The 26246-nt window shown below is 54.9% G+C and carries 17 protein-coding genes and 1 pseudogene; 13 read left to right on the forward strand and 5 right to left on the reverse strand.

The annotated features are described in order from the left end of the window. Positions 1 to 82: 82 nt before the first annotated feature. Positions 83 to 3352 carry a S8 family serine peptidase gene (locus tag HMPREF1207_RS30580; protein WP_009675701.1) on the reverse strand — a complete coding sequence of 1090 codons (3270 nt, stop codon included), beginning with the start codon at positions 3350 to 3352 and terminating at the stop codon, positions 83 to 85. A gap of 278 nt (positions 3353 to 3630) precedes the next feature. Here HMPREF1207_RS30580 and HMPREF1207_RS14915 point away from each other — a divergent pair, with 278 nt between their 5' ends. Next, the gene (locus tag HMPREF1207_RS14915) at positions 3631 to 4500 is read left to right on the forward strand and encodes an AraC family transcriptional regulator (RefSeq protein WP_009675686.1); all 870 of its coding nucleotides are present in this window, start codon (positions 3631 to 3633) and stop codon (positions 4498 to 4500) included. 62 nt (positions 4501 to 4562) lie between these two features. Beyond that, the gene (locus tag HMPREF1207_RS14920; RefSeq protein ID WP_009675651.1) at positions 4563 to 5051 is read left to right on the forward strand and encodes a DinB family protein; all 489 of its coding nucleotides are present in this window, start codon (positions 4563 to 4565) and stop codon (positions 5049 to 5051) included. A gap of 128 nt (positions 5052 to 5179) precedes the next feature. Here HMPREF1207_RS14920 and HMPREF1207_RS14925 read toward each other — a convergent pair whose 3' ends face one another. Further along, positions 5180 to 5590 carry a DUF4395 family protein gene (locus HMPREF1207_RS14925; protein ID WP_009675743.1) on the reverse strand — a complete coding sequence of 137 codons (411 nt, stop codon included), beginning with the start codon at positions 5588 to 5590 and terminating at the stop codon, positions 5180 to 5182. Positions 5591 to 5951: 361 nt separating this feature from the next. Between HMPREF1207_RS14925 and HMPREF1207_RS14930 the strand changes: the two genes are divergently transcribed. From HMPREF1207_RS14930 to HMPREF1207_RS14945, 5 genes and pseudogenes are all read left to right on the forward strand, one after another. After that, positions 5952 to 11435 carry a glycerophosphodiester phosphodiesterase family protein gene (locus HMPREF1207_RS14930; protein ID WP_009675766.1) on the forward strand — a complete coding sequence of 1828 codons (5484 nt, stop codon included), beginning with the start codon at positions 5952 to 5954 and terminating at the stop codon, positions 11433 to 11435. A 231-nt stretch (positions 11436 to 11666) separates the two neighbouring features. Beyond that, positions 11667 to 12038 (forward strand): annotated as a pseudogene (locus tag HMPREF1207_RS30330) (IS1595 family transposase); the annotation flags it as partial. Positions 12039 to 12103: 65 nt separating this feature from the next. After that, positions 12104 to 12625 (forward strand): nucleotidyltransferase domain-containing protein, encoded by a 522-nt coding sequence (locus tag HMPREF1207_RS14935; protein ID WP_016423783.1) that lies wholly within the window; start codon positions 12104 to 12106, stop codon positions 12623 to 12625. A gap of 191 nt (positions 12626 to 12816) precedes the next feature. Continuing rightward, the gene (locus HMPREF1207_RS14940) at positions 12817 to 13563 is read left to right on the forward strand and encodes a copper amine oxidase N-terminal domain-containing protein (protein WP_009675697.1); all 747 of its coding nucleotides are present in this window, start codon (positions 12817 to 12819) and stop codon (positions 13561 to 13563) included. 43 nt (positions 13564 to 13606) lie between these two features. After that, positions 13607 to 13978 (forward strand): DUF898 family protein, encoded by a 372-nt coding sequence (locus tag HMPREF1207_RS14945; protein ID WP_009675717.1) that lies wholly within the window; start codon positions 13607 to 13609, stop codon positions 13976 to 13978. Between the two features lie 177 nt (positions 13979 to 14155). On the opposite strand, the gene HMPREF1207_RS14950 is transcribed toward HMPREF1207_RS14945, so the two are convergent. Beyond that, a complete protein-coding gene (locus HMPREF1207_RS14950) occupies positions 14156 to 15733 on the reverse strand; it encodes a M4 family metallopeptidase (protein ID WP_009675761.1) in 1578 nt (525 codons plus the stop codon). 564 nt (positions 15734 to 16297) lie between these two features. Here HMPREF1207_RS14950 and HMPREF1207_RS14955 point away from each other — a divergent pair. Both HMPREF1207_RS14955 and HMPREF1207_RS14960 read left to right on the forward strand, forming a co-directional pair. Then, positions 16298 to 17917, forward strand: coding sequence for a glycoside hydrolase family 13 protein (locus HMPREF1207_RS14955; RefSeq protein WP_009675740.1), 1620 nt, complete (start codon positions 16298 to 16300; stop codon positions 17915 to 17917). 158 nt (positions 17918 to 18075) lie between these two features. Beyond that, entirely contained in the window at positions 18076 to 18939 is an 864-nt protein-coding gene (locus HMPREF1207_RS14960) for an NAD-dependent epimerase/dehydratase family protein (protein WP_009675763.1), read from the forward strand. A gap of 416 nt (positions 18940 to 19355) precedes the next feature. On the opposite strand, the gene HMPREF1207_RS14965 is transcribed toward HMPREF1207_RS14960, so the two are convergent. Beyond that, positions 19356 to 19754: a hypothetical protein gene (locus tag HMPREF1207_RS14965; protein WP_009675734.1), complete on the reverse strand. Its 399-nt coding sequence runs from the start codon at positions 19752 to 19754 to the stop codon at positions 19356 to 19358. Positions 19755 to 19965: 211 nt separating this feature from the next. Between HMPREF1207_RS14965 and HMPREF1207_RS14970 the strand changes: the two genes are divergently transcribed. Continuing rightward, complete coding sequence (locus HMPREF1207_RS14970; RefSeq protein WP_009675742.1) at positions 19966 to 20928, forward strand: DUF4097 family beta strand repeat-containing protein; 963 nt, start codon at positions 19966 to 19968, stop codon at positions 20926 to 20928. A gap of 63 nt (positions 20929 to 20991) precedes the next feature. Here the strand turns inward: HMPREF1207_RS14970 and HMPREF1207_RS14975 are convergent, their stop codons facing one another. Then, a complete protein-coding gene (locus HMPREF1207_RS14975; protein WP_016423785.1) occupies positions 20992 to 21441 on the reverse strand; it encodes a GNAT family N-acetyltransferase in 450 nt (149 codons plus the stop codon). 106 nt (positions 21442 to 21547) lie between these two features. On the opposite strand from HMPREF1207_RS14975, the gene HMPREF1207_RS14980 reads away from it, so the two are divergent. From HMPREF1207_RS14980 to HMPREF1207_RS14990, 3 genes are all read left to right on the forward strand, one after another. Further along, on the forward strand, positions 21548 to 21832 hold the full coding sequence (locus HMPREF1207_RS14980; protein ID WP_009675658.1) for a GNAT family N-acetyltransferase: 285 nt from the start codon (positions 21548 to 21550) through the stop codon (positions 21830 to 21832). A 355-nt stretch (positions 21833 to 22187) separates the two neighbouring features. Next, on the forward strand, positions 22188 to 23948 hold the full coding sequence (locus HMPREF1207_RS14985; RefSeq protein WP_009675683.1) for a fibronectin type III domain-containing protein: 1761 nt from the start codon (positions 22188 to 22190) through the stop codon (positions 23946 to 23948). A 320-nt stretch (positions 23949 to 24268) separates the two neighbouring features. Then, on the forward strand, positions 24269 to 26233 hold the full coding sequence (locus tag HMPREF1207_RS14990; RefSeq protein WP_231392088.1) for a glycerophosphodiester phosphodiesterase family protein: 1965 nt from the start codon (positions 24269 to 24271) through the stop codon (positions 26231 to 26233). Positions 26234 to 26246: the final 13 nt, after the last annotated feature.

Consider the following 26246-nt stretch of genomic DNA (forward strand, 5'->3'; position numbering starts at 1 on the left):
CTGACGCCGCTGACGCCGCTGACGCCGCTGACGCCGCTGACGCCGCTACGCGAAGCTTATTCCGTTGAAGCGCCGATCCGCCTTATTCGGCAAGCGCGCTCTCATCGGCTGTCTGGCGCTGCGGAATGGATGATTTGCTCAGCACGACAGGAACTTTGACCGTGGTTTTGACGGCCGGGTTCTTGGCGGATGAGATGGTGACGGTCAGTTCGACGTTGACGACCCCGCTGTTCGGGACGAACTTCAGAACACCGCTGTTGTCGACATAAGCTTTGTTGGAGCTGTTCGTGACCTTGTACACGATTCCGTCCGTTTTAGGGAGCTGCAGAACCGGCTGGTTGATTTTGCGCGTATTGACGATTTTAGCCTTAAAATCGTCTTTCGCTTTGGCGACGCGGTCGTTCTCCAGGTTGGCTATACGCAGGGAGCTGTAAGCCGTGTAGGAAATACCGTCCACGTTGTTACCGAACTCATCGATCTTCTGAGCGATTACGGAGAGCTTGTAGGTTCCTTCCGTAAGCTGTTTCACCTTCAGGTTACCGTTCGCATCCAGCTCTCCGTCCACATAAGAACCGTCGATGCCTTCGAACGAGTAAACGCCAGGCTCGATCAGTTTGAGACGGCCGTTAGCGTCGGTCTGTGTGATTTCGTCGAGGATGCCGATTTCTTTGTCATCGAGTCCCACGGCCCAGAGGGAAATCGCGTTCACGTCCTTGGCCGTCAGGCGGAAGGAAAGGTCGGTTGTGGTCGGGGAGCCGTCACGATTATCGGGATAAATGGCATTTTCCGTTTGCTCCAGTTCCTGCAGACCGAATCCGTTTTCCGGCTTATCTTGGCCGACGTGAACGGCGAAAGGCAGGTGCAGCGAAGGCTGGCCGCTTCTTTCCAGAAGCACTTCGCCTTCATAAACGCCTTTAACCGCATTGTTCTTCGGTGTTACGGACAAATAAAATCCTTTGGAAGCGCCGGCCGCAACGGTCAGTTTACCGTTTTGCAGACCGAGCAGCTGAGCGGTCAGGTTCGTGACATCCGGCGTTTTGGTCGGAGCGTTCGGATCCGACGTTACGTTCGGATGCAGCACGACTTTGGCCGAGTACGTCACGCTTTGCTTCGATACGTTCTTCAGCTGAAGCTCCTTCTGGGCGTTCGTTCCCGGAGCCAGAAGGCCGAAGCTGACGGACGGATTGTAATTCGTCACGGCTTGAGGCTGCCAATACTTATCGAGAATGGTGATCGGCTCCACGGATTGGAGCAGCGCCTGCGTCTTCACGGCAGTGCCCACGTTCGCACGGCCTGCGCCCTGCGAGTAGACGTCGTACAGCTTGCCGTCCAGGTCGCTGATTTTGTCCGACGTGTTAGCCAGCGCAGCGCGGATATCCAGCGGCGACCAGTCCGGATGCTGCTGTTTCAGCAGCAGCGCAAGTCCGGCTACGTGCGGAGTGGCCATGCTGGTACCGCTGATGCGGCTGTAGGCGGTGTTGTAGTTCGCATCCGGTTTTTGCTTGCCGTAGGCAGGCCATGTGGACAGAATGCTCACACCCGGTGCGCTGATATCCGGCTTGATGCTCAGGTCGCCGTCCACATTCGGACCGCGGGAGCTGAACGTCGCCATCGTATCGCCCGGGATTTCGCTCTTCGGATAGTTGGCCCCGAAAGCGAGCTTCAGCGTCTGGCCTTGAGCGGCCAACGCTTTTCTGGCGAGAGCGCGTCCTTCCGTGCCTTTCATGTCGAAGGTCGGAATGTACTCGAAGCCGTCGCCGAGGAAAGCGGCGGAACCGACAAAGCCGTCACGGCCGATGACCGACTCGGAAAGATCGGCTTTAGTCGCATCTCCGCGTTCGGTGTTGCCGTTGAAAATAATCGCCGCTTTCGCGCCTCTTTGTTTGGCGTTGGCGATTTTGTCCACGAAGGCGAGGTTACCGCGGGAGATCAGCACGACTTTGCCGGTTACGTCTTTGCCTTCATAATCCTGAGGCTGACCCAGGTTGACGTACACGACGTCCCTAGGGTTGGTGCCCAGAATGGAGGCGAAGTTTTCCTGGCCGGTTTCCCAAGCCATCACATTGAGATTGTATCCGGCGGCGGGCGTCACCGGCGAAACCGCAGCGGCGCCCAGGGAAACGGGAGGCGTATAGACCGCCTCCGATACGGATGCCGTGTACTGCGTTTTCGGGCTGGTTACGGCGCCTACGGAGATAGCGAGCTGCGAAGTCGCGGGCGATCCCAGCGAATAGTAGTAAGGCCCTTTGTCCGCCGCGTTGCCGTTCGCGATAACGGCGGTTACGCCGCCGAGCACAGCGTTGTTGATAGCCACGACGTCGGGAGAGTTAGGGTCTTTCTCGGAGTCGGAGCCGAGCGACAGGTTAATGACGTTCATGCCGTCTTTAACCGCATGCTCGATGCCGTCGATGACCTGAGCCGAGGAGCCGGACGATTTGCCCGTTTCGGGATTCCGGCCGAGTACTTTATATACATACAAATCGGCTTCGTAAGCGACGCCTTTTTGAACGATGTCCGAGCTTGGGTTGGATGCTCTTCCTACGATCGTTCCGGATACGTGGGTGCCGTGAGACGTCCCTTCAAATCCGGTGCCGTAAGGGTCTTCCTCCGGAGTAAGCGGAGGCTCTTCGTAAGGGTCGTTATCCTTCTCGAAGGAATCGTAGCCGCCTTTGTAGGCATCCTTCAAGTCGGGGTGAAGATAGTCGACTCCGGTATCGATAACGCCGACTTTGAGGCCTTTGCCGGTGAGGCCTTTGGCCCAGGCGACATCCGCGCCGATCTGTTTCAGCGGAGTGATGTCAAAATTGGGGCTGCTTACATCGAGCCCTTTCGGTTCGTCTACGGGGATCGGGAAATAGTTGGCGCTGGGGTGAATCGATTTGACGCCGGCCAGTTTTGCCAGCGCGGGAATTTTATTGGCCGGAACGGTTACTTCCAGTCCGTTCAAAACGGTATTATACTGGTAATTAACCTGGAGGTTAATTCCGCTGCTTTTGGCGGCGCTGACCAGAGCGGTCTGCTCCTGCGTGATGGCCGATTCGGTAGATTCGGCTGCCAGAGCGGACATGCCCAGCTTAGCGGCGTATTTGCCTACGGCGACCGGCTGATTTTGCAGCTGGACAATAACACGGACGGAATTCGTGGAGGCCGTATTCAGTTTCGGGGAAATATACCCCTTGACCTGGCCCGGGAGCGAGTTTGTACCGGGATTCAGAGAACCATTGAGCTGGGTACGCGGTTGGATGCTTTTGCCGGACTGGGCTGCGCTGGCATGAGGCAGCGCCGTGCCTGCAACGAATGCAAACGCGAGCGACATCACGGATAATTTTTGGATGAGATGGCGATTTTTCAACTAGTTCCCTCTTTTCATTCATATTTGAACAATAAACGAGCTAGTGAACGATCCGGAACCTCCTCCCTTATCAAGATTAGGCCTGTACAATATGTAAGACAGTTCTTAAAGGGGATTTATTCCATAAAAAATGGATAATTTCAGCCTTTTTACAGAAAATATTTTTTTTCATGAAAAATGGGTTGGAATTTGCCTTTAAAATGAGCCTTGCTCGGCTTTTCTTGCGGGCTTATAGTGGGAGATAGAGGATAAAAGGGTTAGGGGGCTTCTGGGGGAAGATGGATGCGAGACTGCACGACTTATTCCGGCCCGTTCAGGCGAACGGAAGAGTTTCTACCTATATATATGAAGAAAAAGGGCCGTCCCCCGTTCTCAAGCCGTACGTATGCTGCTATTGGCAGTCCGAACCGCGCGGAGTTGAGGGTGCGCCGCTGCTTCTTCGACCGGATGCGGTGGACCGGGTTCTTCCCGACGGCTGCACGGATATCATTTTTACGGAGAATCTGAAAACGGGTGAAATGGACGTAAGGTACTGCGGGACTTTCCAGCAAGCTTTTACCGTTTCTTATGAGGAGGGGGAGCCCATGAGAAAGTTCGGAATCCGTTTTCTGCCCGGCGGCGCGTATCCGTTCCTGCGGACGGCCTTGTCCGAATTTCACGATCAGGCGGTTGCGGCCGGGCAAATCGGCCCGGTTATCGGGGAAGAAACAGAGGAGCGCGTTCGGGAGGCCCGTTCTTTCCGGGAAAGAATCGGAGCGGTCGAAGCGTGTCTGGTGCGGCAGTTGAGCGACAAGGGTACGGACGGGGACAATCGGATGAAGAACGTGCTGTACCGCGTTTTTATTTCAGGCGGCGGGGAGACGGTAAGCGAACTGGCGCGGTCCGAAACCATCAGCACGAGGCAGCTTCACCGTTCGTTCAATCAATGGGTGGGCCTCAGCCCGAAAAAATTCGCTGAAGTGGTGCGGTTTCAAACGCTCCTCAGGGACATTCAGGCCGGTTCCGTCACCGATTGGGCGGCTGCGGCGGCAGAGCGCGGATTTTTCGATCAGGCTCATATGATCCGCGAGTTCAAGAGATTTTACGGGGCATCGCCGATAAAGGCGGCAGCCGAATACCGGGGCATGTCCGATTTATCCTATCTGTAAGCGGTCGGGTTTGGTTATACTGATAGGTATCTCGGATGGAACAAGAAAGGATGGAATTACCTATGAGCGGAGTTATGCAAATCAGGGATCATCTTCTGGACGAGCTGGAGCTGTCGGTCCGGACAAGCGAGGCGCTGATCCGGCGGATCAGACCGGAGGAGTGGGGGTTCACCCCGGGAGAAAACATGCGGACGCTTCTGCAGCTCGTCCATCATATTGCCGCTTTGCCCGCCTCGGACCTGGCAATTTTGCAGGAAAAATCGCAGCCGGAGGTTGAACTTGTCGAAAACGGCGCGCAGGACGTGACGGACCCGGAACAGCTGGCGAAGCGGCTGCGGACTCACTTCGATACGCTGAAAGCTTATATGGTTTCGCTGAGCGAAGACGAGCTTTTGAACAAAGAAACGAAAGCTTTCTATTTGGAACACAGTATGCCTCAAATCAAATGGCTGATCGAAATCGTGACGCATCTTTTCCACCATCGTTCGCAGCTGTACAATTATTTGAAGCAGAACGGTCATGAATTGAACTTCTTTATGCTGTACGCTTAAAATAAAAAAAACAGGAAGGAGCCGCACTCCTTCCTGTTGTCCGGCCGCCGTTAAATTGGCGGAGGGATCGTCACGTCTTATTGCGGAACCCGCCGGTTGACCGGCGGGTTCTTTCTTTTGATCGGGTGTTAGGAGCGGTTCAGCCGTCTTCTCGCCAGGAGCTGTTTGTACTGGAAGTAGACCGTGCAGCCGATGCAGTAGCCGAGCAGAGCGGTTCCGGCGGCCGCCAGCAGCATGCCGGCAAATATGTAGCCCGCAGCCGTCCAGCCGACGGAGAACGAGAGCACGGACAGAAGGAGGAACAGCACGGCGAGCACGTTGTTGAAGCGCTGAAGCTCCGCCGCCTGGGTTTCGCCGTCCGTCCGCAGGAAAGGCTTGGCCGCCTGCACGAACAAGTTCCAGCGGAGCAGCAGACCCGCCAGTTGTATGGCAAGCAGCAGGCCGAGCAGCCAAGGCTGACGGGTAGCGAACGTAAGTACAGCGAACAGGACGATGCCGGCCTGATTCGCTTTGATATAGGACATAGGGATTTCTTTCAAGAAGATCACCTCACGAGTCGTTAAAGTTGTATAACCAACTTAACCGATAGGTTTTGATAAGTCAATCCGTGACTCTTTCCGTTCGTTTCGCGCCCATGTCCCCGTTCCGCCTCCTCCCGGACGCTTACAAAATCTTCAAGCATACTTAACGCAGCGCTGACATAGTACTGGTAGAGTAAGAGACATGCAGGAACAACTGAATATCCAAGGGTAAGAGTCCAGGAGAAAACCCTTTATGCACAAACGAAAATGTCTTGCTTCGGCATTTTCCGGTTTGATGGATAGAGGGTTTTTTTGTTGTTCTCGCCCCTGGCCGTCCGGAACCGATCCGGATATCTCATTCGAAAGGAATGGATCAGAAATGAGAAGATTCTCCCGGTTTTTGAGCCTGTTTCTAACCGCCGCTTTACTGTGCGGTACGGCTCCGCTTGGCCTGTTCGATGCGGCGGCATACGCTGCCGACCCGGGGAGGAAGGCGCTGGATGTCCGCAAGACGCTGACTCCGCCCGTAATCGACGGCAGGCTCGACGAGTCGCTCTGGAACCTCAGCGAAACGATGAATGTCCGGACAGGCGAAGGCACGTTCAAAAACGCCCGGTTCGGGTTGTTGTGGGATAACAAGTATTTGTATATCGGCGTGAAAGCCGAGGACGACACGCTGGTCCCAAGCGGAACGGGGTACTGGTTCGAGCAGGACAATATCAATTTCTTCTTCGATCCGACCCTGCATCAGTCGGCGCCTTTTGCAGCCGATGATATGCAGGTGGGATTCGTGTACAAACCCGGCTCTACGCCGGAATTTCATTTCGGGGCGGCGCTGGGCAACCACAGCGGCAAAGACGAGAAGAAAATCTTGAGGGCAGTCGGCACCGAACAGGGCGGATGGACGCTGGAAACCGCGATTCCGTGGGACATGCTCCGTTTTGACCCGGGTCTGCAGAAGCAGCTCGGCTTTGAGATCGGTGTAACGGACCGTTACGAGGCTGACACGAGCAAGCAGCGCACAAGCTACTGGAGCGCGTTTAACTCCAAATCGTTCTGGAACGACACGGCCGGCTACGGAATTCTCAACCTGAAAGACGAGAACCCGGTTTCGGCTCAAATCGATCCCGTGCTCCTTCAGGATCATTTCGACGGCTATGCGCCGGGGCAAATTCCGGCCGGATGGATCTCCGATGTGAATGCGGGAAGCTCTCCCTTTACCGTCGTTCAGGATACATACGGCAACGGCCGCATGGCTTTCGACGGCAAAACCTCCGGGCAGCAGGCCCGCATCTCCGCGCCTGTCCAGTGGGACGATTATATCGTCGAAGCGGACATGCGGTTTGAAGAGGTGCTTAACGATGCGAGGTGGGCGGCCCTGATGTTCAGGGGAGCGGCCGACGGGAAAAATCCGTACAACCAGATGGCGGTCCGCCGCAACGGAACCTTCGAGCTGGCTTACCGGATGCCCAATAACAACTGGGCTTCGCCTACGCCCGTAAGCGGCATGTGGAAACCGCTGGAGTTCAATAAGGACTATACGTTGAAGGTCCGCGCAGTCGGAAACAACGTCAAAGAATACATCAAAGCCAAAGACGAGGCGGATTTTACGCTTCTCATGGATCAGAATTTTTCTTCCAATCTTCTGGAAAAAGGAAAAGTCGGCTTTCAGGCCGATCAGAGCAAAGTTTCGTTCGATAACCTGAAGGTGACGCGGGTAACGGCCGATCGGCTGGATGTGACGCTGCCGGGCACGCTGGAAGCTTTGACGGGTCCCGCGACCGTTACGGGAAGCGTGTATTATTCGGACGGGGTAACGGAAGTGCCGGCCCAGGACGCCATTCGCCTGTACTCTTCCGATGAGACGATTGTGAAAATCGTGAATAACCAGCTCTATCCGGTAAAAGCGGGCAAAGCGTCCGTAAAAGCCGTCTACGCCAATGCGGAAACGGCGCGTGAAATCACCGTCACTCCTTCGGCGACGGGCGCGCAAGCCGTTAAGCTGCAGCATGCGGAGGGCTATGTGCTGACGGATACCGGTATGAAACTGGATCTTAATACGCTCAGCTTCCAGGCCGAATTCAGCGATTTCTCCAAAGGGACACTGAAAGGCGGTGACCTTCTCTGGAAACCGGCAGGTCAAGAGGTTTCAACCGGAAACGGTACTCTGCAGGTGAATAAAAAAGGCGCTTATCCGGTTACGGTTCAGAAGGATAACGCGTCGCTTACCGTAATGGTCATTGCCAAGAATCCGGGGGAGAAGGAATACACCCTCTATGAGGAAAACTTCGATCAAACGGCCGAAGGCACTCTTCCGAAGGACTGGACGCGTAAAGAAGGAACGACCGCTTCAGCGGCGGCCGTCAAGTCGGGCGCATTTGAACTGAACGCCTCCGCCGCCCCGGATAATCCTTCCCGCGTACTGCTTCCCGAGTATCTGGGACTGTTCGGGAATTACAAAATCGAGGCGGATATTACGCATCTCTCCGCTAACGATGCAGCGAGATGGCATTCGATTATGTTCCGTATCCAAAATGACAATGTCCCCTATTACCAGATGGCCGTCCGGCAAAATGCGGCAGCCGTGAACGGGGTTGAATTCGCGGAACGGACGCCTGCTAACGAGTGGAATGTGATGGACCGCGGCTCTTACACCGAAGCGATCGACCCCGCGAAAATGTACCGTTACACCGTCAAAGCCTACGGCGACCGGGTACAGGAATGGATCGGCGACAAGCTTCTCGTCGATACCGATAACGCCGGCGCTTACAAGAAGGGCCGCATCGGTCTCCAGGCGAACGGAAGCCGCATGAAGGTGGACAACATCCGCGTCACCCTGCAGCAGGATGCGCTTCCTCCGCTGCCTTCCGAGCGTTTCGTGCAGGTCGTGGAGCCGGAGACGAAGATTTCACTGGCCCCTACTGTGGTCACGGAGTTGAAATCCTCCGCCGACCTAGTTAAGCTGCAGGGAACTTCCCTGCCTGCGACGGCCATGCTGTACGTGAACGGCAATCTGAAAATCACCGCTCCCGGAGGCGCCGAGATCGGCAGCCTGGATGACATCTTGGGAGCGCTGAACAACAAAGTGATTCCGGCTTTCTATGTCCGGGATGAGCCGAGCACCGACAAGCTTGTCGAGGCGCTCAAAGCGAGAGGCATCGAAGACGCGTTCATCGTGTCCGACAAAGGCGAGCTGGTCAAAAAAGCGCGTCAGGCTTACCCGATTATCCGCGGCATTCTGGATTTCCGCCAGGCCAAAGCGGATACCAACGAAGATTTGATGGAAATACGTCGCAAAACGACCGTAAATCTGGCCAAAATCGCGCTCCTGTCCCAGAAAGCGGCTACGCGTGAGAGTATGGCTTATCTCCAGCAGCGGACTTTGGTGGTGTGGGCGCAGGACCAGTCCGCTCAAGCGGATAAAACCGTGTCCCTGCACAACCTGATTACGGGCGGAGCGAACGGTATCGTGACGGATGCGCCGGAAGCGGCTATCGGGGCGCTGAAGCTGTATTCCAACGGAACGACTCTGATTCGTAAACCGTATATTATCGGCCACCGGGGCATTCCTTCCGAGGCTCCGGAGAATACCATCGAAAGCAATGCGCTCTCCCTCGAATACGGAGCCGATTTTATCGAAAACGATATGTACTTGACCAAAGACGGCCATCTTGTCATCGTTCATGATTCGGTCTTAGAAAACACGACGAACGGTAAAGGCAAAGTCGAAGACTTTACCCTCGCCGAGCTCAAAAAGCTCAACGCGAACAAACCATTCCCGACCGGGTATCCCGATGTGAAAATACCGACACTGGATGAACAGATCGACCTGGCCAGATCCAAGGGCCGCATGGTAATGGCCGAAATTAAAACCAGTACCCCGGCGGCAGTCGATGCTTTTGTAAGAATCATCAAGGAAAAGAAAGCCGAAGACCTCGTCGATGCGATGTCCTTCGACACGAATCAACTGAAGCGGCTTGCCGAGCTGATGCCCGAAATGCCTTCGGGTCTGCTGACAAGCGGCTATGCCAACGAAGCCAATGTCAACAAATCGCTGAGGGAAACGCTCAAGGTGCTTCAGCCTTTGAACGCGACGTTCAACACGAGTTACAGCGGACTCGGTAAAAATTTCATGGAAGCCGCCAAACACCGGGGCGTAATCATTTCTCCATGGACATTCAACAACAAGAACGATTTTATTAAGTTTTTCGGGCTTGGGGCCTTCGGCATTACGACCGATTATGCGTCTTGGTCCGCAGATTGGGCCGCCTCGGTTAAACCGGGAAAGAACTCGTACAGCCTGTCTCCGGGCGAAAAAGCGACACTCTCCTTGGAAGTGGAATCCTATAGAGGGACGAAAACGAACACCGCACCGGATATCGTCCTGCTGGACGGACAGGATGTCGTGGACGTAAGCGGCAGCCAAATCACAGGCAAAAAAGCGGGAAAAGCCCATGCTCTCCTGCGGTACACGGCTTCTATCGATGCCGCTAACAAGTACGACCTCTACACTCAGCCGGTTACGCTGGAAGTAAAAGGCGGCAGCAGCGGAAACGATGGAGGCAGCAGCGGTGGCGACAATGGAAGCGAAGGAAATAACGGAAACAACGGCAATAACGGCAATAACGGCAATAACGGCAATAACGGCAATAACGGCAATAACGGCAATAACGGCAATAACGGTAACAATGGCGGTTCTGCCGGGAAGGTGACGGCCACCGAAGGTAAAGTGGACGCTTCTGCTCTGCGAGAAGCGCTCAAAACCCACTCGACCGTAGAAATCGCCTACACGGGCGACACGGTCGAAATCCCGGCGTCCGCATTGATGGACGTCCCTCAAGGCAGCCGGACACTCGTCATCGCGGGTCCGGTAGGCAAGTACACCGTACAGCTCGCGGATTTGAAGCTGGACGAAGCTGCGCGCAAGCTGGGAGGCGAAAGCCGCAGCATGAACGTGCGCTACACCCTCCGCTATGCGGCGGACAGCGATGCGGCCGCAATCGGAGCGGCCGTGAAAGCGGCAGGTTTGCAGGCGGCTGGAACCCCGGTGCAGCTCGAAATCGCCGCAAAGGCCCAGTCCGGCGGCTCTGCGGCGCTGGAGACGCAGGGACAGCTGGAGCTGACCCTGGACGGGACTTTCGACGCGAAGAGAGCGACAGGCGTGCGCGCTTACCCGAATGAGAAGACAATCTCATTCGCGCCATCCCTCTTCGCACCGGCAGGCACGGCTAAGACGACCGTGACGTTTAAGCGCAGCGGCAGCGGCTTCTACGCGGTCGTAAGCGGCGCGCCGGTCTTCGCCGACATGGCCGGCCACTGGGCGCAGGCCGATGTCGAGCTGCTTGCGGCGAAGCTCGTCGTGGAAGGCAGCGGCGGCGGACGGTTCGACGCCGAGCGCAGCGTTACGCGCGCCGAGTTCGCGGCGCTGCTTGTCCGGGCGCTCGGCCTGCCGGAAGCGGCCGGGCCGGCAGCCTTCGGCGACGTCGGCTCCGCCGACTGGTTCGCCGGAGATGTGGCCGCTGCGGCGGCTGCGGGTCTGATCGGCGGCTATGAGGACGGCTCGTTCCGTCCGCAGCGCCCGATCACCCGCGAGGAGCAGGCGGCCATGCTCGTCCGCGCCCTGCCTTATGCGGGCGCGGCATCCGCTGCGGCGGTCACGAAGCCGCAACAGGAAGAGATTCTTGCCCGGTACACCGATTCGGGCAAGATCGGCTGGGCGCAGGCGGAAGTAGCCGCAGCCGTTCATGCCGGTCTCATGAACGGCATGACGGACGGCACGCTGGCGCCGGAAGGCGAAGCGACCCGCGCTCAGTCCGCGGTGATGCTGCGGCGGTTCCTTGTCACCGCCGGCTTCATCAACTAACGCAAGCGAAAGCACCGATCCCAAACCTGCGCAGAATTTCTGCGCAGGTTTTTTTACATGCAAGGTTTTGCGCAGAGAGTGACGGGCTCCCTTCATGCAACGCCATACCGCACGAGGGGGCTGCCGGATGAGTTTGATCGGGGGCCATTTTATTTAAGGCTATGTTAAATTACAATGTTGATATTTTACATTTTCGAATACACTCCACCGAACGCAAGTCACTTAAACTTGGGCAAAGCTAAGTGGCGTGGCGTCAGTAACGATCAATATGTATACTGGTTGCCCGTAACAGTCAGAAGATGAAATTCTCTGGCGTTCTTAGAGTGGACGAATTCGAACGTCTAAGTTGGATGAAGCAATTGGTTTTCAGTTCATATTGCAAAAACGAAGGGCATAGAGCACTACCGCTTCAAGTCTGACGGAAACTTCGTGTAAAAAGCGTGTACTACATTCAGAAAGTATAAAGCTCCCGCAACCGTTTGAAACGCTGGATCGACCGCTTTAATGGCGTAGAAGCAAAGTGTTTGCAACATTACTGGGCGTTGTTCTGCTATTTAGACAGCAAGGAATATAAGAATACTGCACCGAATAAGAAGAAAATGCTAACTTTTTTTGCTGAATTAACAGCAAATTATAATTATAAGCAGATATAAGTGGGAGGCAACTACATGTCGCAAAAAGTTACTAATGATCAAACCCTATCCCAATTGATTGTACTTGGTGAGATTAAAGCAATATTTTATTCGATTGGTGAGGATTTTTGGTTGCGTGGAGGTTGGGCAATTGACTTTCTACTTGGTAAGATTACCAGACCGCATGAAGACCTCGATTTAGTCACATGGGTACAGTATCGAGAAAGTCTGGAACGGGCACTTATAGAATCAGGTTTCGAAAGGATGCCTGTAAGTGATAGACAGACGGATTTCCGTAAGAGTAACGTGGATATTCAATTTCTTTATGTAACTCGATCAAGTGAAGGAAATATTATTCTGAATGGACTACCCGAATGGGTGTGGCGAGCAGATTCGCTTCCCTTGAAACAATTCAACCTGAACGGAATATCAGCATCCGTAATAAGCCCAAATCAATTGCTCGAAGAAAAGGTAGTGTACGAGCAAATCGGTCGAACGCTACGACCCAAAGATATCGAAAGTAAAAAAATACTTACCAGCATCATTGCAAAAGGTTAATTATTATGTACTTAACCAGGAATAAATTTTTCATTTGACCGCCTTATCAGGAAGTCGGTTTGTTTTTGTAGGTCAAATAGCTCACTAATAACTCTGGTAAAACCGATAATTATAGGAGGATAAGCCTATTATTGATAGGCAACCTTTTTTACAAGGAAGGTTGCTATTACGAAGAAAGGGGGATTTAAAACGTGCTGAAAAAAACATCTTTCTTGGCGGCTCTTCTTTTGGCAATCGTCGTGGCAAGTTTCTCGGGGGCGGTAATGGCGAGAGATTATCTTTTGCCCCACAGCACTTATATCGAGATCTGCGAAGAAGATCCCGGTGATCAGCTGTGCCAAAATTTCTGTGAAGACTTTCCGGACACGCCGGTTTGTTCCGGACAAGGAAGCGGAGGACAAGAGACGGAAGATAATGCCGTGGAGGCAAGACTCGATGTCCAGTTTAACCGGATGAACATCAAGGTGAACGGCAAAGAGTTCGTGGCGCCTAATATTTTGTATGAGGGGACTACATATTTGCCTATAAGGGATCTGGCTAACCTGCTCGGATTAAGCGTGAATTATTACGGGGCCGCCCAGACGGCCTACATCGGCCAACTGCCCGCCGGAGAAGTGCCCGACGAGGTTATCGACGAATGGGAGAAGCAGGGCTCGGATGAGAGTACGGATACGGATGCGGCAGCCGGAACGCTCGTGCGGGGCGGCGGAACCATCGACGTTTATCTGGATCGTGTGCAGGTGAAGGTTCACGGGGAACGCATCGCCGCAAGTACGTTTCTTTACGACGGGACGACGTATGTTCCGATGAGAGCCGCCTGCGACATTCTTGAGCTTCCGGTCAACTATTACGGCCCTTCGTCTACCGCTTACATCGGAAAAGTTCCCGCAGGTGAAGTGCCCAAGGCTGAAGTTGACAAGTGGATGTCCGGCAAATAAACGTTTTTCTAACTCAATATAAGAAGGGAAGATCCCAAAAGACATGGCCAATACGACGATCAACGTGACACTCCCGAAGGATTTCGATTTCGAGTCCAACCGGAAGCCGCAGGGCGGGGAATCTTATTTTGACGGAGGCCTGCTGGAATTGATAGGCCTGTATCTGCTTGGGGCCATCATCACAGGTCTAACGGCAGGGATTTGTTACCCGTGGAGCCTCGTCATCATTTACCGCTGGAAGATTGAGCATACGGTCATTGAAGGACGCCGTCTGCGCTTTGAAGGAACGGCGGTCGGACTTTTCGGTTCGTGGATCAAGTGGTTCCTGCTCGGCCTTGTCACGTTAGGCATTTATTTCTTCTGGGCGGGCATCAAGCTGGAGCAGTGGAAAACCAGGCACACGTATTTCCGGTAAAAAAAGAACAAGTACGCCGGGCGTTACCTCCCCGCCGTGCAGCAGCTTCCGAAAAAATTGAAAAACCGCAGTCGTCTCCTAAGGAGGACTGCGGTTTCTTTATTACCGGCGGTGCGGGAGCCGCATGCTTCGCGGTCATGGCCCCGACGGACTACACTTTGAGGCTAAGCCGTTCGCTTAATTCACGCCCACCGCGTCGTAGGCTTTGCCTACGGATACGGCTTCGGCGGAGCCGGCTCCGTACAGGTCTACCGCGGATTGTACGGCGGCCGCACGGATGTTGGAGAAGTTGGAATACGGGGACAGGTAGTACGTCAGGGCATGGTAGTAAATGTTGATGGCTTTGTCACGGCCGATGCCCGTTACGGAAACATTATAATGAGTGCCGCCTTGCGCGATCAGGTAGAACGCTTTGTTGTTGATGCCGCTGTTCGTGTGAACGCCTCCGTTATCGGAAGTGCCCGTGTACCGTTTGCTGTAGTGGTTAGGCTGGTTGAACTGCTCCGGATTGGACAGGGAGCGGATCGCGTCGCCCGGTTTGCCCGGCGTGTAGATATCGTCTCCGAGCAGCCAGTTGGTCCCTTGGATCGTATTTCCGAAAATATCGGAAATCGATTCGTTCAGGGCGCCGGACTCGCCGTAATATTCCAGGCCGGCCGTATATTCGGTTACGGCGTGCGTCAGCTCGTGACCGATGATATCCGGGTCGCCGGAGAAAGGCAGGAAGTTGACGCCATCACCGTCTCCGTAAACGATCTGTACGCCGTTCCAGAAGGCGTTGTTATAGTTTTGTCCGTAGTGAACGGTTGATTTGATCAGCTTTCCGTTGCCGTCCAGGCTGTTGCGACCGAACTTGGTTTTGTAGAAGTCGTAGACTTTCTCCGCGTAAGCGTGAGCGTCTACGGCCGCCCGGTCGGTCCAGTTGGTATTGTTGGTGTTTGTTTTAAGTACCCCAGGCAGAGAGGAACCGTTGTTGGCGCTATATGTTTCAATGCCGTTGCCGCGCGTGGTATCCTTCAGCTGGAAAGTCGAGCCGCTCTGTGTCGTAATGAACTGTTTGGTATCGCCCAGCACGCCTGTGCCCGTACCGACCGCATGGTCGAGCAGGTCGTACTTCTTCACGATAGAGCCGTCAACCGCGTCGATAAAGTAACGGGTACGAATCGGGGATGGCTCCAATACGTTCACCTCTGTCGCATAGGTGAGCACGTTTTTGCCTTCCAGCGGATAGATCGTCAGCTCCGCCTGTGCGGGCTTCTGCTGCTGGCCGAGTTTGCCGACGGCTTTCTCGGTGTCCGCAATAGCGGTTTTGATCGCATCGGAAGCGCTGATTTTGGCTTTAACTCCGTTAGCCACTTCTTGCTCCGAATCCGCAAGCAGGCTTCCGAGATAAGAAGTCACGTTTCCGCTCTTATCCAGATGCACCGTCTGCTCCGCTCCATAGACCGGGATTCCTTTGACGTATTGCTTCAGGCGATAGTGATTCGTTCCGCTCGCAGCGTCGGTCTGCTTGGAGACAATCTTCAGATTGTCTTTCAAGCTGCCGCTAAGGCTTAGCGCTTCTTTCTTGTGATCGAGGAAGCCCCACACTTTCTCATCGTTTGAAAGTCCTGCCGGCGCTTTCCAAGTTTCCCCGATAAATTTAGGGGTTACGGATTTCGGCGTTGCAACCTCGGCGGTTGCTGCACTTGCAGGCAGAGCGGATGCAATCAGGAGTGTTCCTCCGAGTACGAGCGAAGTCAGCTTCTTTTTCATAATAAAAAATCCCTCCTAGGAAATGGTTGATGGCCGCTATGCGGCGCCTGGGCAAAACGCGTTAGCCGGTTAATCTTAGCTGCGGCCTTGCAAACAGCCTTACAAACCGAGTGGCATCACCCCTTTCCAAGTGGGTCCAAAAAGCTGCCGTACGGGAAACGGCGGGACCATGAAGGACCGGTAAAATCAATATGCAAGTAAACGGGTAGGAAAACTTGTTTTTGTAACTGTAGTATAGAATGGGCTCACACTCTTGTCAAACATTTTTTATAAAATTTAACTAAAATTGGCAATTTTGAACGATGGGATAGCCGTGAAAGGGGCGAAAGAAGGCAGTTGGAATTGACCGAAGGTTATTGACCACGGGTATAATATTGACAGTGCCGTTCACACATCTGTCACGATTTACGCAATAAATATATTTTTTTATGATGAATCCGGAAAGACGTGGCCGGGGCGGCGCTTTATTGAGCCAGGCATTCGGCGGCTTTTGAAGGGGTGGAGTGTCCCGGCGCCGAATTATAGATTTGGAAACCGACTTTTATCAGCGAGGAGTGCAAGCGCATGCAAAAAACATGGTGGAAAGAAGCGGTTGTCTATCAAGTGTACTGGAGAAGTTTTTACGATACGGACGGAGACGGGTACGGGGATTTGGAAGGCGTTATCCGGAAACTGGATTATATAAAAGAGCTCGGTGCGGACGTAATCTGGCTCAATCCCATCTACGGATCGCCGGATGTCGATAACGGGTACGATATATCGGATTACCGAACCGTAATGGCCAAGGCCGGCACGATGGAGACGTTCGAGAGGCTGCTCCGGGAAGTTCATGCCCGCGGCATGAAACTGATCATGGACCTGGTGGTCAACCACACGTCCGATCAGCACCCTTGGTTCACGGAAGCCCGCTCGTCGACAGATAACCCCAAGAGGGACTATTACATCTGGCGCCGGGAAGGGAACAACTGGAGATCCTATTTCACGCCTTCCGCTTGGGAATACGACGAACGGACGGGCGAGTATTATTTTCACTCCTTCGCAACGGAGCAGCCTGATCTAAACTGGGAAAATCCTCAGGTGCGCGAGGAAATTTACGAGATGATGCGCTTCTGGCTCGACAAAGGCATCGACGGCTTCCGGATGGACGTCATCAATCTGCTCGCGAAGCAGGCGGGTTTTCCCGATGCGGAGCATCCGGAGAATATCTCCTATCTGGGAAATAATTCGGGGATACACGAGTATTTGCAGGAAATGCACGAGCGGGTCCTGAAGCATTACGACGTTTTTACGGTCGGAGAAATCCCGTTTGTGACGCCGGAGGACGGCCTGCTTTATGTTGGCGAAGACCGCGGCGAGCTCAACACCCTGTTCCATTTCGAGGTTTGCGATTATATGGCTCACTGGGAGATGGACAAGTTCAAGGCGATTCAGAAAAGGTGGTATGACGGCATGTGGGGCCGGGGCTGGAACTCCCAGTTCCTGAACAACCATGACCATACCCGGCTTGTCACCCGGTTCGGCAACGACAAGGAGTACCGCGTACAATCGGCCAAATGCTTTGCCGTGCTGCTTCACACCCTTCCCGGAATGCCTTACGTCTACCAGGGGGAAGAGATCGGCATGACCGGAGTGCGGTTCGATTCGATCGAGGATTACAACGATATCGCGTTAAAGAACAAGTATAAGGAAGAGGTGGAAAAAGGCCGCGAGCCGCAGGAAGTTTTCCGGAGCCTGCTGCACCTGGCGAGAGACAATTCGAGAACTCCCGTGCAGTGGGACGGCTCGGCCAACGGCGGTTTTACGGAAGGCACCCCGTGGATCAAGGTGAACCCGAATTTCCGGGAAATCAATGTGGAGCAGGCGCTCGCCGATCCGGATTCCGTTTTTTACACGTATCAGAAGCTGATCCGTCTCCGCAAGGAAAACCCGGTGATGATCTACGGGACTTACGAGCCTCTTCTGGAAGAGGATGACCGGATTTACGCTTTCCTGCGCGAGTTGGACGGCGAGAAATGGCTGGTCCTGCTGAATATTTCCGATCAGAGTACGGTTTGCACGCTGCCGGGGTTCATAGCTTCGGCGGAAAAAGAGCTGATTCTTGCGAATTATGAGGGGAGCGGTCCGGACTGTTCTTCTTGCGAAATGAAGCCGTACGAGGCCCGGATTTACCGGGTAAAGAATTAACGAGGGATTGATACGGCGAGGGCGGTCGCTCCGCTGATCGTTCGCTTCCTTAATGATTGATTATCTTAAACAGGTTTCGGCCTGTCACGAAAACGCTCCTTCCTTTGTTTAGTAAGGGAAAGAATCCCGCTTAGGGAACTCGTACAGGAGGGCTGGAGATGAACATTTTTGTGGCAGGCGCTACGGGAGTAATCGGACGCCCCTTGCTTCCGCTCTTGGTAAAGGAAGGGCATACCGTATACGCCATGGTTCGCAGCGAGGCGGGGAAGGATGCTGTGCTGGCGCAAGGGGCTGTCCCGATGGAGGCGGATGCTTTCGACCGGGAAGGATTGATTGCGCAGCTTCGGAGGATACAGCCCGAGGTCGTGATTCATCAGCTTACGGCGCTTAGCGACTATAATCTGGAAGAGAACGCCCGGATCAGGAAGCAGGGCACGCGCAATCTGGTGGACGCCGCAAGAGAGGCGGGCGCCAGGAAAATGATTGCCCAGAGCATTTCGTGGATGTATGAGCCGGGGGAGGGGCCTGCCGGAGAAGATGTGCCTCTTGATCTGGAGGCTCCGGAGCCGAGAAAGACGACGGTGGACGGCGTAGCCGCCCTGGAGCGTGCGGCGGCGGAGATGCCGGAGTCCGTCATTCTGCGGTACGGGCTGCTGTACGGCCCCGGAACCTGGTATGACCGGGACGGGGCTGTCGCCGGCAAGGTCCGCAGCGGCGAAGTGAAGGCGACCGAAGGCGTCAGCTCCCTGCTTCACGTGGAAGATGCGGCAAGAGCCGCATTGGCTGCGCTGGGGTGGCCCTCGGGGGCGGTCAACATCGTGGACGACGAGCCGGCCCCGAGCACGCTCTGGCTGCCCGCTTACGCTTCGGCGCTCGGAGCCCCCGAGCCGGAGTTCCAGCCGGGCCAGGGCCGGGGCGAACGCGGAGCGTCCAATGCCAAGGCCCGGCGCGAATACGGCTGGGAGCCCGTGTACCCGAGCTGGCGCGAAGGGTTTAAAGCCAGTCTGGCGCAAGGGAATTAAGCGCGCCAGCTGATGGAAGGACCGGAGGAGTATGCGCCTCCGGTCCTTTTGGTTTGCGCGGCGGTCGGGCCTGTTTCGTACCGCGATCAGCCCGGGGCCCGCAGTGTGTGGCGCCGCGTTTCGGCGGTCCGGGCCGCAGGCCGCAGAATCGAGGCCCGGCGTCGGCCCGGTCCGAAAGCTGTCAGGTCCGGTGTTGGTTCAGCCGAAAGCTGCCAGGCCTCGCTTTGCCAGGATTGAAAGCTGCCCGAACCCACGGCCTTTGCCGCAGACACTGCCGGACGGCATGTGCGTGCAGGCATTTTTGAACGCAAGCTTGCGGCGCTCCGTGGCCGCTCATTCTGAGGCGTCCCGCCTACGGCCGTCCTGTCCGGGAACTGCCCCCGCAAGGAGCCCGATCGCACCCGCCGCCGAGTTCCTTACTGTCCCCACTTCAGGGACATCGTAAGGACGCAGCATGCGAGGTCTTGATCGCCTGGAGTCACGGTCATGACAAGTCCGCTCGGGGTGTAGCGGGCAGCCAGGACGGAGGAAATGGCGATGCTCTTCATAAGCCGGTCGACCTCCTGCTTGCGGCCGGCCTGCGCCGCTGTCATCAGCCGGCGGGCGAACGGCTCGTCGGACAGCCGGGCGAGGACCACATTGCCGTCGGCGAGCAGCTTGCGCAAAGAAGCGGCGGACGAGATCAACTGCTTCGGTTCGACGGGCGGGTATCCGGGATTTTCCGGAAGCCGGGGAAACGGGCCCGGTCCGGCAGGCAAACCGTGAACGGTCGGCACGAACGCGTGGGGAAAGTAGGGATAAGGGGGGCTGTACATGCTTACAGACTCCTTTTCGGTCGTTCTTTTGTTCAGTTTATGAAAAATCGGGGGGGTTGGTGTCCCGCCGGTCCCCCTGGACCTCAGACGGGGAAGAATTACCTTCGCAGGTCCAATGCGGACAGTCAATATCTGGTGATATACTTGGAAAGCGAGGTAAGGCTCGGCTGGATTCAAGAACAATGTCGGTTGATTGGAGTGGAACGATTACATGAGAAGAAATATGGGTTTTCTGCTGATTGGCGCGGGGGTGCTGGCGCTGCTGTATTACTTTAATCCGGTGGGTGTGTTCTCCTGGAACGGACTTTCTTTCAAAACGCAGGACATACATCTAGAAAAAACGGCGGAAGCGGCTTCCCTACAAAATATTACCGTAGAGACAGGAAGCGCCGATACCAGAATCGTCAAAGGCGAAGGGGACCAAGTGAATGTACGCCTGGACGGCAGTGTCAGCAAAAACCAGGCGGAGAAATTTCAGCTCAAGGTCGATGCCAAAGGCGATACGTTATCGGTCGGAATTGAGGAACCTAACGAAATCGGAGTAGGCGTGACGATTATCAACGTAGAGCTGGTAGTGGAATTGCCGGAGAAAAACTGGAAGTCTGTCCGGGTACAATCCGGGAGCGGCAATATCGACCTCGAATCTCTGAAAGGAGATTCCGTTGAAACCAAAGCGGGAAGCGGCGACACCTCTTTCCGTGAGATTAAATCCACCAAGCTGGTTGCGAATGCGGGAAGCGGCAATATTTACGTGGCTGACGTTCAGGGAGACGCTGTTACGCTAAAAGCGGACTCCGGCGATATCAGAGCCGAACAGTATGCGGCGAACGACCTGAAATTCGAAGGGCACAGTGGCAATGTCGAGCTTAAGCAGGGCAAGGCCTCTCTGCAAGGGGAGACGCATTCCGGCGACATCCGCGTGGAAGCGGGCGAGCTTCTGCGGGACGCGGATCTCAAATCCGGCAGCGGCAGCGTGAAGATAGAACTGACCGAGGAGCCCAAATCGCTGGCCGTCGACTTCGAGGGCGGCAGCGGCAACGGAAGCGTCGACTGGGAAGCCTTCTCTTATGAAGAGAAGAACGATAAGAAAGACCGGCTGAAAGGTAAATTCGGCAGCGGCGAAGTGAAGCTCAAAGTAAGAACCGGTTCCGGCGATTTTCAGCTGGTGAAATAATTTAGGGCATTAAACAATTCACGAACAAAGGTCTTGACCCGGAAATGGGTTAAGGCTTTTTTGCTAGCAGTCGAACTTTTTTATAAAATTCTTTTGATCCTTTGTAAACGCATAGCCGCGGTTTTCATAGAATCTGTGAGCCGCTGTCCGGCTCGGATGGGATAATAATTTGATTCCATAAAATCCGTTGGTCTTCCCCCAGGCTTCAAGACTCTCGATCAACATATGGCCTGCGCCCTGATTTCGGAACGTTTCTTTCACTACAAATCCCAAGACGTTGACTAATGAATCGGAAAAAAGCAGTTCATAGGGGCTTCCATGGATATATCCGATAACTTCCTCGTCTTGTTCACAAACAAAAATGATATCGTTTGTTTTTTTGGTGATGATTTCAATTTTTTCTTTTACTTTTTGTTCAGAAAATGAATGCAGGGTCGGATTGAAGTCTTGGTTTAACACATAAATAGCCGGATAATCGGATAATCGGATTTCCCTGACCTTTTTTTCTTTCATTTTTCCGCCGCCTCCCGTTCTCATTTGAGTTTGCCAAGATTCTCGGAAAATAGAAAGGCTAAAAAATGGTTAATAATAAAAAGAACAGATTAGGAGGAGGCCAAACATGAGAGAAACGATCAAACAAGGCAACGGCTACGCGGTGATGGAAAACGGGGAAGCGGTCGCTGAAATTACGTATCAGCCCCTGGGCGAAGAGTCGCTGGTGATCGATCATACTTTCGTATCCGAATCCCTGCGGGGCCAGAAAGTCGGCGAAGAGCTGGTCCGGGCTGTCGTCGATCAGGCAAGGAAAGAGAACAAAACGGTCGTTCCGGCCTGTTCGTACGCGCACGCCCTTTTCAAGCGGCACAAGGAATATCACGATATTTGGCGGCGTGAAGAAGAATAGACTTTAGCGGCGAAAGCATGTGTACCCGGCGGGTATTTTGCATCGGGGAACAGGATTTGGAACGGGGCCGTGGGAATGGTTCCCGGGCAATTTGACGTAAGCGTTCATTCCAGACGGAATGGCGCTTTTTTTGTGGGCCGATTCTTTAATCTTCTCCCTAAATTCAATAGATTTATCCCTACTTTTGGTTATCTGCCCGTGTTTAAATGGAAGTAGGAAAGGGCTTTCATTCCTTTCGCCAACCGTTTTTATATCCATGAGGAGGTGGGAAGACGCTCCGCACTTCGGATGCAGCATGCATTCCATTCCGCGTTCCCCGGAACGCAGATCAACCAATTCAGGAGGGATCTCATTTATGAAAAAGATTTTAACCGGTCCAAAATCGGTTGTGAAGAAAACCGCCGGTTTTCTGCTGACCGCAACTTTGTTCGCCTCTTTAATTCCCGCAATGGCTTCGGCGGCCGATCGCGGAGCTTGGGCGGCATCGATTTCCTACGCGGTGGGCGATACGGTCACATACAGCGGCAAAACTTATCAGGTCGTACAGCCGCATACGTCGTTAAACGGCTGGGAGCCGCCTAACGTTCCCGCCCTGTGGAAAGAAGTTCAAGGCGGAGGAACAGTCGACAACCAGGCTCCTACAGCGCCGACAGGCCTGAAGGTTTCCGGAACGACGACTTCCACCAGTATCACGCTGGCCTGGAATCCGTCCACCGATAATGTCGGTGTTACGGGCTACGATATTTACAGAGACACTACGCTTGTTGGAAGCGTTTCCGGAAGTGCGCTGACTTACACGAACACGGGATTGACCCCGAATACGGCATATTCGTACACAGTGAAAGCGAAAGACGCCGCAGGCAACGTGTCGGCGGCAAGCAGCGCGCTCAGCGTGACTACACTGCCTACGAGCGGAGGCTCCGATACACAAGCGCCGACAGCACCGGGCAATCTGGCTGCGACCGGCTCGACCACGTCCAGCGTCTCCTTGTCCTGGAGCGCTGCAACGGATAACGTCGGCGTCACCCAATACGAAGTGTACAATAACGGTGCCCTCGCGCAGACGGTAACAGGCTTGACCGCTACCGTAACGGGCTTGTCGGCCGATACTTCCTACACCTTCACGGTGAAGGCGAAAGACGCGGCCGGCAACGTATCTCCGGCCAGTGCGGCAGTTACGGCCAAAACCCAGCCGACCGGCGGAGGCGGAGGCGGACAGCTGCCGAAGCACATCGTGACCGGTTACTGGCAGAACTTCGTTAACGGAGCGAAGAACCTCAAGCTGAGCGAAGTGCCGGCCGAGTACGACATCATTGCCGTATCTTTCGCGGAGATGGACCGCACCAAGCCGGGCGGCGTCACCTTCGGCATTGATCCCGATCTGTCCAAAGCTCTCGGCGGTTACAGCAATGCGGATCTGATTAACGATATCAAAGCGAAAAAGGCGCAGGGCAAGAAAGTCATCCTGTCCATCGGGGGCGAGAAAGGCAACATCGACCTCGGCAGCGCTTCGCCGAACGTGTCCAACTTTGTCAGCACCATGTCCGGTCTTATTACGGAATATGGATTTGACGGCCTCGACGTGGATCTGGAGCACGGCTTCAACGTTCCGAACCTGACCACGGCGGTCCGCCAGATTCAGGGGAAAGTCGGTTCCGGCTTCGTCCTGACCATGGCTCCGCAAACGATCGACATGCAGAACAACCAAACGAGCTACATCCAGTTCTACAACAATGTGAAAGACATTACGACAGTCATCAACACCCAGTTCTACAATTCCGGCTGTATGCTCGGCCGTGACGGCAAGTGCTACTCGCAGGGAACCGTCGACTTCCTGACGGCTCTTACGGACCTCGCGATCCAGTGGGTACAGCCTAGCCAGCTCGGTATCGGCGTTCCGGCAACCTCTTCGGCTGCGGGCGGCGGTTATGTATCCGCATCGGTCGTGAACAACGCGCTGAACTGCCTGGCAACCGGCAACAGCTGCGGAACCTACAAGCCGGTAGCGAAATATCCGGACATTCGCGGCGCCATGACCTGGTCCATCAACTGGGATGGCATGAACAGCTACAACTTCGCGAAAACGGTCAAACCTTTCCTTAACCAGCTGCCTTAATGTCCGTCTTCAGGTAAGCGCGGATTTGCTCTAAAGACTTCCCGACGATCCACGTCGGGAAGTCTTTTATTTTTGTAAGAAAAGTTTAAGGAAAATTCAAACATTCTTTATAAAGAATACATTACTCGCTAATGAGAACTTGATACAATGAGGTGTATCCACCATAATCTTCAAATACACACGGGATTATCGGGGTGGGGAATATTTCACCACATGTAAGGGGGAGAGCCGTGCAGCAACCGGCAAGATTTTTCAAGTACCTGAAACCTTCCACAGGGAAAGAGCGCAAACAGTCGACACGTCGTAGGAACATTTTCTATGTGGGAGTTACGTTGGCACTGGTGGGCATGGCGGTTCCGTTTCGTGCGGGGATGCCGCAGGCTCACATGGCCGATGCAGGAAGTCAGGCGCTTGGAAGCGGCACGACGATTGCAGGCGGAACCCCGGATCACCCGAACATCTTATCAGATAAAACGAAACAAACCGGAGCTGCAACAGAGGCAGCTTCCACCGGAAGGGGCGGGACGCCTCCACCCGTCGGGGCGGGCGCCGGTGTCGCAGCGCAGCCGGTGAAACCGCCTCCGGCACCCGGAAGCAGGCTCGTGCAGGTCACGGAGCCGGAGACGGGCATCGCCATCGCGCCGACTATCGTGACGGAGCTGCGCAGCAAGGAGCAGCTGGAGGAGCTGTCCGGTCCGGCGAAGCCCGCCACGGTCATTCTCCATGTGAGCAGCGGACTCCGGATTACGGACCCTTCCGGCAAAACGGAGCTGGGTACGCTCGAGGCCGTCCTGGACGGGCTGGGCCGCCGGATGATCCCGGCTTTCTACGTCCGGGACGGAGAGACGGCGGACCGCGTGGCCGGCCTGCTTAAGAAGAGCGGCATCGAGGACGCTTTCGTCGTGTCCGACCAAGGCGAGCTCGTCAAGCGGGCCAGAACGCTTTATCCGGCCGTGCGCGGCATCGTGGATTTCAGCTCGGCCGGGAATTTGTCGGCGGACGATCTGCTGAACATCCGCCGCAAAACGACGGCCAGTCTGGCCAAGATCGCCATTCTGCCCGGGGCCTCGGCCTCCCGTTCCTCCGTCGCGTACCTTCAGCAAAGGCTGATCGTCGTCTGGACGAAGGAGGCGGGGACGAAAACCAGCCCGGAGCTGGGTCTGCACACGCTGATTACGGCGGGGGTTAACGGGATTGTGACCGATTCGCCCAAGGCGGCCTACAAAGCCCTGAAAGTGTATTCTCACGGGAATACACTGATCCGCAAGCCGTACATCATCGGTCACCGGGGAATGCCGTCGAAGGCTCCCGAGAACACGATCGTTTCCAACCGTCTCGGCCTGGAGGCGGGAGCGGATTTTATCGAGAACGATATGTACCTGACAAAAGACGGCCGGCTCGTGATCATTCACGATCCTTTGCTCGAAAGCACGACCAATGGCAAAGGCAAGGTCGAGGACTTTACCCTGGCCCAGCTGAAAAAGCTGAACGCCAACAAACCATATCCGGCCGGATTCCCGTACGTCCAGATACCGACGCTCGAAGAGCAGATCGATCTCGCCCGCAGCCAGGGCAAGATGATTATGGCTGAGATGAAATCGAAGAACCCGGCGGCGATGGATGCTTTTGTTAAGGTGGTTAAAGATAAAGGCGCCGAAGATCTGATTAACACGATGGCTTTCAATCCGGACCAACTGAAACGTCTCTCCGAGCTGATGCCCGAAATGCCGATGGGGCTGCTGACCGGGGAAACCGCCAATGAGGCGAATATCGACGGGTCGCTGACCAACACGCTGCGGCTGATGCAGCTGAGAAATACCACCTTCAATACCACTTACAAAGGGCTGGGTCCGAACTTTATGGAAGCCGCCAAGCACCGGGGAGTTCTGATCTCTCCTTGGACGTTTAACGACAAAAGCAATTTTGCGAAATTTTTCTGTTACGGCGCGTTCGGCCTTACGACGGACTACGCGTTCTGGGCTTCGGATTGGGCGGCCTACGTTAAACCGGTACAGGACCATATCGTCGTCGGCAACTACGAAAGCAAGGACCTGTCCGTGCTTGTAGAAACGTTCAAAGGCGACCGGCTGGAGAAAGCGGCCGATGTGATTCTGCTCGACGGCGAAAGCAGCGTGGAAGCTTACGGAAGCCGGATCACGGCGAAAAGACCGGGCAAAGCTCACGCTCTTCTGAGATATACGGCGGTCATCGACGGCGGCAGCAAGTACGACTTGTACACGCAGCCCATCACGCTGGAAGTTCGGGAAATTAAAGAACCGAGCTGACCGAAACCTGTTC

The sequence above is a fragment of the Paenibacillus sp. HGH0039 genome (genome assembly GCF_000411255.1).
Lineage (GTDB): Bacteria > Bacillota > Bacilli > Paenibacillales > NBRC-103111 > Paenibacillus_F.